Below are 2,571 nucleotides of genomic sequence, written 5' to 3' on the forward strand. Positions count from 1 at the left end.
CCGACGGTGGCGGTCTGGATCAGGTCGTCGGTGGGTTCGCCGCGGCCCGAGTAGCGGTGGGCCAGGTGGCGTGCGAGCGGCAGCCAGGCCTCGATGGCACGGTCGCGCAGCGCGGCCCGGGACGGGTGCCCGGCCGGCATCGCGGCCATGGCGTTCAGAAGTTCCGCCGCGCTGTCCGCGGACGCCTCGGCGCCGGTCTTGATCGCGGTCGACACGGTCGTCTTGATCGCGGGCGACGTGGTCGTCGCAGTCTCCATGACGGTCATGCTGTGGTCCTCCCTGGCACCTCTCCGGAGAGCCGGTCCACTGTCCTGCCTGGACCCGAGTCGGTCGGGCGTCTGTACCCATGGACGGCCCCGGTGGGGCACCGCGGTCGTCGAGCAACATGGGCCGTTCGGTTGCGCCCACACTAACCGAGTGTCGGACGAAAGACTAGCCGAAAGTATGAGTGACACTCGGCCGTGTGGCCTGCGCCACGCTCCGTCACTCGTCCGACCACTTCGGACTCTCCCCGGGATCTCCCAGGTCAGTGGCGCTTTCCCGGGTCGGTCGAGTGGTACGCCACCTGGCGCAGGTCGATCTCCTCGATGAGCTCCCGGGCCACCCGCTCGTCCACCCGGTGCTCGCCGATCGCCGCGGTCACCGCCCGTCGCTGCCGTTCGAACGTCTCATCCGCGTCCGGTCCGGCGGCGACCGCCTCGATCACCTCCCGCCCGCGTCGGCGCATGGCCGCCCGCTCGGCTCGTTCGGCGCCGAGGTCGAACCGCAGCCGACCGGCGATCAGGCGCAGTGTCGTCCCCTGGATCAGCAGGGTGCCGAGGGTGACGATCAGCGCGATCGCCTGGATCGCGTCCCGCCCGGGGAAGGGCGCGCCGGTCGACGTCGTCTCCGGCACCGCCGCCGCGGCCGCCAGGGTGAGGATGCCGCGCATGCCGGTCCAGCCGACGAGCAGTGACTCCTTCATCGTCGGCGGTTCCAGCGGCTCACCGCCCCGCCTGGTCCGCCGCGCGCGCCGCTTCTCCATCGCCAGCCGGTAGCGCGGGTCACGCTCGGCGCGGCGCAGCGAACTCCGGTGCCGCAGCGTCCAGCGTCCGAACAGGACGAAGACCCCGGCCAGGCGGAACACGATCGCGACGATCAACAACAGCGCCGCGGCCACCAACGTACGGCGAAGGCCTGGTTCCGCCGACTCGGCGAGGTCGGCCAGCACGAACCGCAACTGCAGCCCGATGTACGCGAAGACGAACGTCTCCAGCAGGAAGTCCAGCACCGGCCAGACCGACGACTCCTGCACCCGCGCCCGGTAGGCGCCCGGGTACTGGTGCTTCGGGTCCAGTGTCAGGTTGATGCTGATCATGAAGGAGGCCGCCACCACGGCCAGGATCCCGGAGGCGTGCACCTCCTCGGCGAGCAGGAACGCGGTGAACGGCACCAGCAGCACGAGGGAGGTCTCCAGCGTCGCGTTCGCCAGCCGTTTCCGGATCACCAGGGCACCGACGGCGAGCAGCCAGCCGATCCCGATGCCGACGAAGGCCGTACGCGCGAGTTCCCGGACGCCCCCGCCGAACGTGGTGTGCGCGCCGTTCACCGCCTCGACCGCGATGGTGAAGAGGGTCAGCGCCGTCGCGTCGTTGACCAGGCTCTCCCCGGTGAGTACCGAGACCGCCCGCTGGGGCAGCCCGATCTGCTCGCCGTGCGAGACGGTGGTGATGGTGTCCGGTGGCGCGAGGACGGCACCGAGTACGAAGCCGGCCGCCACGCCCAGGGAGGGCATCAGCCAGGAGGAGACGAACCCGAGCGCCCCGGTGGTCAGGACGACCAGGGCCACGCCGAGCGAGACGATCGGCCGCAGGTTCGCCCCGAAGTCGGCGAAGGTGGCACCCCGGGTCGCGGAGTAGAGCAGTGGCGGGACGACCAGTGCCAGGATCGCCTCGCTGTCCAGCTCCAGCCGCGGCATGCCGGGGATGAACGAGGCCGCGGCCGCCAGGATCACGATGACCAGGCCCGGTTCCACCCCGCGCCGCCGCGCCAGCGAGGAGATCGCGATCCCCGCCCCGATGATCAGGAGTAGCTGTACACCGTTCACCCGGCAAGGCTATTGATCCGTACGGGTGGGTCCACGGTCCGTGGCGATCTCTGTGGCTAATGGGAGAACTGTTCGCTCTGTGATTGATCCATTCCGCTCGGTCAAGAAAAAGGTGCTCTCGGTAAGCGCACGCGACCCCTGCGGCACCCCCGTCGCAGGGGGCTCAGAAGTGTGGGGGGCCGATTTGGCGCTGTGGGGACGAGCAGGTAATGTTCTCTCTGCCGGCAGGGAAACGGGCGAGGCAAGCGGAGAGATCCGCAGCGGCCGTCCTGCCAAACCCCAAGGATCGAGCACGACGATGAGTCGTGTAAGGTTCTGCGGGACCTGAGCGAGATTCCAGATCGCCGGAGCCGGATGAAAACCCCGGATTTGGCAAGACGGAAACGCAACGGTAAAGTAGAGCGAGTGCCCCGGGGAACGGGCCGCGGAAATGCGGATCGTTCGAAGGTGTGCGGTTGTTCTTTGAGAACTCAACAGGGTGCTTG

The 2,571-nt window shown here is 69.2% G+C and carries 1 protein-coding gene and 1 pseudogene; both read right to left on the bottom strand.

Going from position 1 to position 2,571, the window contains the following annotated elements; genetic code table 11:
- Nucleotides 1-257: pseudogene (locus tag AB0M08_RS47395) on the bottom strand (RNA polymerase sigma factor SigF); the annotation flags it as partial.
- A 269-nt stretch (nucleotides 258-526) separates the two neighbouring features.
- On the bottom strand, nucleotides 527-2,086 hold the full coding sequence (locus AB0M08_RS47400) for a sodium:proton antiporter (RefSeq protein WP_364508926.1): 1,560 nt from the start codon (nucleotides 2,084-2,086) through the stop codon (nucleotides 527-529).
- Nucleotides 2,087-2,571 lie beyond the last annotated feature (485 nt).

This window comes from Actinoplanes sp. NPDC051851 (assembly GCF_040681165.1).
Lineage (GTDB): Bacteria > Actinomycetota > Actinomycetes > Mycobacteriales > Micromonosporaceae > Actinoplanes.